General features: G+C 71.0%; 7 protein-coding genes. 5 read left to right on the top strand and 2 right to left on the bottom strand.

Translation table 11 applies throughout. The features are described 5' to 3' along the window. The 3 genes from G3N62_RS22510 to G3N62_RS22500 form a co-directional block, all read left to right on the top strand. A partial coding sequence (locus G3N62_RS22510) for an ATP-binding protein (RefSeq protein ID WP_206141299.1) occupies window positions 1-1,103 on the top strand: 1,103 nt, incomplete at its 5' end. Window positions 1,104-1,330: 227 nt separating this feature from the next. Next, window positions 1,331-2,098 (top strand): DUF4410 domain-containing protein, encoded by a 768-nt coding sequence (locus G3N62_RS22505; protein WP_124670304.1) that lies wholly within the window; start codon window positions 1,331-1,333, stop codon window positions 2,096-2,098. 151 nt (window positions 2,099-2,249) lie between these two features. Next, entirely contained in the window at window positions 2,250-2,957 is a 708-nt protein-coding gene (locus G3N62_RS22500; protein WP_049028372.1) for a dihydrodipicolinate reductase C-terminal domain-containing protein, read from the top strand. 96 nt (window positions 2,958-3,053) lie between these two features. Here the strand turns inward: G3N62_RS22500 and G3N62_RS22495 are convergent, their stop codons facing one another. After that, complete coding sequence (locus G3N62_RS22495; RefSeq protein WP_124670303.1) at window positions 3,054-3,863, bottom strand: SDR family oxidoreductase; 810 nt, start codon at window positions 3,861-3,863, stop codon at window positions 3,054-3,056. Continuing rightward, complete coding sequence (locus G3N62_RS22490) at window positions 3,860-4,693, bottom strand: MoaF C-terminal domain-containing protein (RefSeq protein ID WP_034189527.1); 834 nt, start codon at window positions 4,691-4,693, stop codon at window positions 3,860-3,862. Before G3N62_RS22490 ends, G3N62_RS22495 begins: the two co-directional genes overlap by 4 nt. 170 nt (window positions 4,694-4,863) lie before the next feature. Here G3N62_RS22490 and G3N62_RS22485 point away from each other — a divergent pair, with 170 nt between their 5' ends. Continuing rightward, window positions 4,864-5,658 carry an AraC family transcriptional regulator gene (locus G3N62_RS22485; protein ID WP_124670301.1) on the top strand — a complete coding sequence of 265 codons (795 nt, stop codon included), beginning with the start codon at window positions 4,864-4,866 and terminating at the stop codon, window positions 5,656-5,658. Window positions 5,659-5,838: 180 nt separating this feature from the next. Next, on the top strand, window positions 5,839-6,792 hold the full coding sequence (locus G3N62_RS22480; RefSeq protein WP_124670300.1) for a DMT family transporter: 954 nt from the start codon (window positions 5,839-5,841) through the stop codon (window positions 6,790-6,792). The last annotated feature ends 98 nt before the right edge of the window (window positions 6,793-6,890 follow it).

Here is a 6,890-nt window from a genome sequence, read left to right as displayed (position 1 = left end):
CGGCGGCGCCGCCGCATGCGCCGGACCTCGCGGCCTTCTTCCGCACCTGGCAGCGCGACGTGTTCATGCAGGCGCTCGAACGCCACCTGCCGTCCGACCTGCCGGCGCGCTGGCAGTCGGGCGACGACGAACGCCTGTGGATCCGGCTCCATGCCGCCGGCTCGCCGGTGTGGGTGCCGCTGCCGATGGCCGCCGACGCGCAGGCGAGCGGCATCACGACGGCCCTCGTGCTGTCGGTCGCGCTGGCGCTGCTCGCGGCGCTGACCGGCTACCTGATCCAGCTCCACCTGAACCGGCCGCTCGATGCGCTGGCGCGCGCGGCGCAGCGAGTCAGCGCGGGCGAACGCCCGCCGCCGCTGCCCACCGACGGCCCGACCGAAATCGCCGACGTGAGCCGTGCGTTCAACAGGATGGCCGATGCGCTGCAACAGGCGGACGCAACCCGCTCGCTGATGCTGGCCGGCGTGTCGCACGACATCCGCACGCCGCTCACGAAATTGCGCCTGGCGATCGCGATGGCGCTGCCGCGCGGCACGCACGACACGCTCACCGCATCGACCGAGCACTACCTCGACCAGATCGATACGATCCTGCAGCAATTCATGGATTACGCCGGCAGCGGCGAGCGCGAGACCCCGCAAACCGGCGACCTGAATGCGCTGATCGGCCAGCTCGTCGCGGATTTCGCGGGGCTCGGACACGCATTCGAATTCGACGAAGGCGACGTGCCCGCGTTTGCGTTCCGCCCGATCGGCCTGATGCGGCTGCTGATGAACCTGATGCAGAACGCGGTCGTCTACGGTCGCACGGGCCTCGGCGTACGGACCTGGACCGAGCACGGCATCGCGTATGCGGTCGTCAGCGATCGCGGCAACGGCGTCTGCGCCGCCGAACTCGAACGGCTGAAGGCACCGTTCAGCCGCGGCGCGAACGCGCGCGGCCATGCGGGCGGCACGGGGCTCGGCCTTGCGATCGTCGAACGGATCGCCCGCCTGCACGGCGGTTCGCTGACGTTTCGCGACCGCGATGGCGGCGGCCTGGAGGCCGTCGTCGCGCTGCCGCTCGATCCGCCTGCGCCGGCCCGGCCGCCGCTGTCGGCGTGACGGCCTGACAGCCCGACTGCGCGGCGCATGTCGCGCGCCGGCGCGTGACATGCGCCGACATAATTCCTGCGTGGCGCGCGACACCCGACCTCAGCATACTTGCGCCTGCGTGTTGCGCAGCGGCATGAACCCTCTCCCTCGCCAGCGATCACGCCCCGCTTCCGATCGTTCGCGTTCCTGAATGCCGCGATGGTATCGGCACCTTCATCCAGACCACGGAGATCGACATGTTCCCTTCCCTTCGCGCATTTGCCGCCCATGCCAAACATCTGACCCGCGTCGCGCTGATTGCCGGCACGCTCGCGATGACCGGTTGCGCATCGACCGCAACCACGACCACGGCCGCCGCGCCGGCAGCCCGCACGCTGCCGCAGGTTCATGCCGAGGTCGTCTACGTCTCCGCGTTCGACGTGGGCACCACCGACGTCCAGGTCGACGGAGGAATGATCCACACGCTCGCGACGCTCGCCACCGGTTCGTCCGCCGACGCACAGCACCAGCAGCGCGCGCTGAAGACCCGCGATCAACTCGCCGATGCGCTCGTGCGCGAACTCCGGGCGCAAGGCATGCCCGCGCTGCGCGGCCCGGTACCCGACGGCCGCGACGCGCTGGTGATCGAAGGCCGGTTCGACACGATCGACGCAGGCAACCGTCGCCGCCGCGTCCTGATCGGGTTCGGCGCGGGCAAGAGCGAAGTGGGCGCATCGGTCACCGTGCTGTTTCAGCCGGCTCACGGCATCGCGCAGCCACTCGGCACGTTCTCGGCCAGCGCGAACAGCGGCCACCTGCCCGGCATGGTCGAAACAGCCGGAGTGGGCGCGGTGGCCGGCCGTCTCGCGACGTCGGCGGCAGTCGGCGCCGGCCTGCATGGCGCGTCGGAAGCAAAGCACGACACGGTGGCTTCCGATACGGACCGCCTCGCGCGTTCGATCGCGAAGCAATTCACCGCGCAGAATGCGGCGAATGCATGGCTGCCGACCACGTCGGCAAGCTGACGCGCCGCGACGTCTCGCGCACGGCCCGGCCGGCACGGAGGCGGACGGCCGGGCATAATGCGCGAGGCCAGCGCGCCGCGCCGCCGTACCGGGCCACCCGCCGGCCCGCGTCGACCGCGGCCCGAATCCCGAATCCCAACCCGTCAAGTCCATGCAAGTAATCGTCGTAGGAACCGGCAAGCTGGCCCACGAACTGCTCGATGCGCACACGCTCGACCCGGCAATCTGTCGCGTGCTGCCCTGGGCGGACAGCACGCGAACCGACACCCGAGGTACCGACGCCCGACATACCGACGCCCGATCGATCGTCGTGCACGCCGGTTCCGGCCGCGAACTCCCCGCCGCGATCGCGTTTTGCCGGGCCACCGCGTCGCCGCTCATCGAGTTGTCCACCGGCTCCGACCTCGAAACCGCGTCGCACGATTTTCCAGTCGTGCTCTGTCCGAACACGAACATCCTGATGCTCAAGTTCATGAGCATGCTGGAAACCAGCGGCCACCTGTTTCGCGGTTGCAAGATCAGCCTGACCGAGTCGCATCAGGCCGCCAAGACGTCCGTCCCCGGCACGGCCGTCGGCATCGCCCAGTCGCTCGGCGTGCCGGCGGAGGACATCCGCTCCGTGCGCGACCCGGACGTGCAGCGCGGCGAATTCGGCATCCCCGACGATCAGCTCGGCCGCCATGCGGTGCACCGGATACACATCGACGACGGTGCATGCAGCCTGCGGCTCGAATCGCGCGTGTACGGCGCGACCCCTTACGCGGACGGCGTATCGCGCATCGTCGAAGCCGTCCTGCAACAGGATCTCGAGAACCGCCGGTATTCGATCGTCGAATTCATCCGCAACGGCTGGCTGTAGTCACGGCGACAGGCGGGCCGGCGGTGACGCCGCCCGCCACGACATGCCGGCCGCGGCCTTCCCGCCGAGGCGGCTTGCGACGGTTCGCGCCCGCCGTCAGGCGTCTCCCAGCACCGCACCGCTTTCCGGCAAGGTCGCCCCGCCGTCGACGACGATCGTCTGCCCCGTGATGTACGCCGCGTCGGCCGATGCGAGAAACAGCATCGCGTTCGCGATGTCCTCCGGCTCGCCCATCCGCGCGAGCGGGATATCGCGTGCGATCTGCGCCGTGACCGACGCGTCGCCGAGATTGCCGGCCGCCGGGGTACGGATCATTCCCGGCTCGACGCCGTTCACCGTCACGTTGCGACGCGCAAGCTCCAGCGCCGCCGCGCGAATGAAGCCGTTCACGCCGGCCTTCGACGCCGCGTAATGCGCGAGCCCCGGATAGGCGACGCGCGGCCCCGTCACCGACGACGTGACGAGCAGCCGGCCGGCCCCCGCGCGCTCGAACGCCGGCAACGCGGCCTGCGCGAGCCAGAACAGCGCCGACAGGTTGACCGACAGCGTGCGCGCGAGCGTCGGCTCGTCGATGTGCGTGAACGGCGTCAGCGGAAAATACGCGGCGTTGTGAACGACGACATCGAGCCGGCCGCCGTCGCGCTCGACTGCCGCGACGAGCGCGCCCAGTTCGTCCCGGCTGGCTGCGTCGACCCGGTACGCCCGCGCGTCGCCGCCCGCGCGGGCCAGCGCTTCGGCCTGCGCGGCAGCCGCGTCGCCGTTCAGGTCGGCGACGGCGACGAACGCATCGGACTCCGCGAAACGGCGTGCGATCGCCGCGCCGATCCCCTGCGCGGCGCCCGTGACGAGCACGACGCGCCCGCTGAAATCCGCGCGCAGGCGGCCGCTGCCCGGCACCGCATTCATCGCTGCGCCTCGCCGCCGAGCGGGTGCACGGTTTCGTTCAGCACCTGCGCGTACGCGCCGATCTGGAAGTTCGACAGCGACCCGAAATCGCCGCCCTGATAGCCGAAGATCTTGCCGTCGGTCTTGCGCTGCGCGAGATCGATCAGGACGACGCCAAGCGTCGGCACCACCTTTTCGCGCCACACGAACAGATACAACTCGTCGGCGATCCTGAAGTAGTGACAGCGGTCGACATCGGCCAGCCCGCCTTCGACGCCCTGCAGGCACTGCCACGCGTAGAAGTTCTCGTTCAGGTAGATGTGCTCGTAGCATTCGGTCGGGCTGTAACGGTACATCGTGCGCTTGCCGATCAACTCGCGCGTGGGTGCATGCAACGGCCCCGGCTGCGCGTGGCCGCCGAGCGTGCCGTGCCGGAATGCCGCGTCGACGCCCGTCAGCGGCAGCCCGCGCGCCACGCGCGTGAATGCGTCGATGCGCGTGTCGGCTTCGGTCGGCAGCACGCCGACGACCGACGTCCATACGCCCTGGTCGAGATCGATCACGAGACTGACCGACGTCGCGCGGGCAGCCGTGTCGATGTAGTCGACGAAGTACAACCCGTCGCGCAGCCGCGTCACGCGGCACGGTTCGCGGCCGCCCGTGTCGGTCGCCGCGTCGCGCCACTGCAGCGCGCCCGGCTCGAACGAATAGACGCGCCATGCGCCCGCTGCATCACCGAGCACAAGCGTGCGCCCGGCGAGCGCGTCGACGGACGCGAGGATGTTCGCTTCCGGCGCGAAGCCGTCCGCGAGCGCACCAACCTGAATGAATACCGGATCCTGTCGTTCCACCTGCCGTCTCCCGCGCAGCTTCAGGCCCGACGGGCCGTGTACGCTGCCGATATGCACATGGTGCGGGCTGCGCATGCCGCGCGGTATCCGCCAAAAGGATGAAGGGCGCGCGGCGCCGGAACGCGCTAAAGTGCACGTGATCCGCGCCGCGACCGGCGCGAGGAGCGCACATGCACCGTGTCACCCACTACCGACGCACCGGCGAAGGCATCGAGGCGATCAGCCTCGAATCCGACCGCGCGTTTCCGCGTCACGCGCACGACGAATTCGGAGTCGGCGTGATCGTCAGCGGCGCGCACCGGTCGTGGAGCGGCCGCGGGCAGGTCGACGCGCTGGCCGGCGATGCGATCATGGTCAACCCGGGCGAAATGCACGACGGATCGCCGATCGATGCCGGCACGGGCCGGCGCTGGCGGATGCTGTACCTCGCACCCGCGCTGGTGGCGGGCGTCGCGGCGGAAGAAGGCCTTGGCTGCGTCGAGCTGGCGCATCCGGCCGTGCGCGACGCGCGGCTCGCGGCCGCCGTCGGCCGGCTGCATGCTCGCATCGTCGCCGGCGCATCCGAGTCGATCGCCCGCGACGAGGCGCTCGTGATGCTCGTCGCCGGGCTGCTCGCCCGGCATGCGAACCGCACGCTGCCGGCGGCCGGCGTCGCACCGGCGGTCCGCGTGGCCCGTGAGCGGCTCGACGCGGCGCCGGCCGCGCCCGTTTCGCTCGCCGAACTGGCCGGCCTGAGCGGGGTGAGCCGCTTCCAGCTGCTGCGCGGCTTTGCGCGCGAGCTCGGCATCACGCCGCATGCCTACCTGATCCAGTCGCGCGCCCGGCTGGCGCGCGCGCTGCTCGCCAGCGGAATGCCGATCGCCGATGCCGCGGCCGAAGCCGGTTTTGCCGACCAGAGCCACCTGACGCGCGCATTCGCGCGCCAGTTCGGAATCACGCCCGGGCGGTTCGCGCAGGCGGTTTGACGCGAGCGCCCTCTTGATGCGCCGGGCCCAGTCGCACCGCATTTGAAGGCAGTCGCCCGCACGACGGTCACCGGTGGTCCGCGGATCGCCGGCGCACGCAAGCAGCACACCGCAATCAGGCCTCCGTCGCTGCAATTTCATTCAAGACGCACGTGGCCGCCGCACGCGACGATGCGGCGCATGAAAACACGACTGATCGGCTATCTCTATCTCGCCGCCGCGATGGCGGGCGTCGGCAGCACCGTCATCGCGAGCCGTCTCGCGGCCGGCGGCCTGCCGCCGTTCGCGGCCACGGCACTGCGTTTCCTGATCGCGACGCCGCTGCTGTTCGCGCTGATGCGCGCGCAGCGCATGCGCTGGCCGCGCCTTTCCGCGCGCGACGCCGTCCTGCTCGTCATTCAGGCCGCGGCGGGCGGCGTCGGCTATACGGTGCTGCTGATCAGCGGCACGCAGTTGTCGTCGCCGCTCGACGCGGGCGTGATGCTCGGCACGCTGCCGGCCATGTCCACGCTGATCGCGGCCGTCGTGCTGCGCGAGCGGCAGACGCCGCGCGACTGGGCGGCCGCCGCGCTCGCCACGGCCGGCGTGCTGTTCGTCACGTTCGCACCGGGCCACGCGATGCCGTCGTTCCAGACGCTTGCCGGCGACGCGCTGGTGCTGGCCGCCGTCGCGTGCGAAGCCGTCTTCATCCTGCTCAACCGGCGGCTGGCCGCACCGCTGACGCCGCTCGCGCTGTCCACCGCGATGTCGGGCCTCGGCTTCGTGCTCGCGCTCGTGCCGGCGGCATTCGAATGGCGCGCGGTCGCGCATGGCTGGACCGTCGGCGCGGTATCGGCGATCGCCTACTACGCGCTGGTACCGACCGTGCTCGGCTACCTGTGCTGGTACGCCGGCTCGGCCCGCACCAGCGGCACCGAGGCCGCGCTCTTCACGGCGGTCGCGCCGGTCTCGGCCGTGCTGTTCGCGGTCGCGCTGTTCGGTGAAACGCTGACCGGCACGCGAGTCGCCGGCATCGCGCTAGTCGTCGCGGGCATGCTCGTCGGTGCGACTCGGCGGCGCGAGCGCCGCGCAGACACGCGCGATGCGAAGCCCTCGAGCCCCGCGCCCACCACCGCGCAAGCCGCCGCCGACTGACCCGCGCCCATCGCGGGATGACGGCAACGGCGGCCGCTTCCCGTCGCCATATGGCCCATCTCCCGCACGCTCCGGCAACTGTAGGAATGTGTCCGCGG

The sequence above is a fragment of the Burkholderia sp. Tr-20355 genome (assembly GCF_017104685.1).
Taxonomy (GTDB): Bacteria; Pseudomonadota; Gammaproteobacteria; order Burkholderiales; family Burkholderiaceae; genus Burkholderia; species Burkholderia seminalis.
This window is presented reverse-complemented; position numbering and strand designations above follow the sequence as displayed.

Coding starts and splice junctions, on each gene's coding strand:
- G3N62_RS22505 (WP_124670304.1), top strand. CDS start 1,331: ATGTTCCCTTCCCTTCGCGCATTTGCCGCCCATGCCAAACATCTGACC.
- G3N62_RS22500 (WP_049028372.1), top strand. CDS start 2,250: ATGCAAGTAATCGTCGTAGGAACCGGCAAGCTGGCCCACGAACTGCTC.
- G3N62_RS22495 (WP_124670303.1), bottom strand. CDS start 3,863: ATGAATGCGGTGCCGGGCAGCGGCCGCCTGCGCGCGGATTTCAGCGGG.
- G3N62_RS22485 (WP_124670301.1), top strand. CDS start 4,864: ATGCACCGTGTCACCCACTACCGACGCACCGGCGAAGGCATCGAGGCG.
- G3N62_RS22480 (WP_124670300.1), top strand. CDS start 5,839: ATGAAAACACGACTGATCGGCTATCTCTATCTCGCCGCCGCGATGGCG.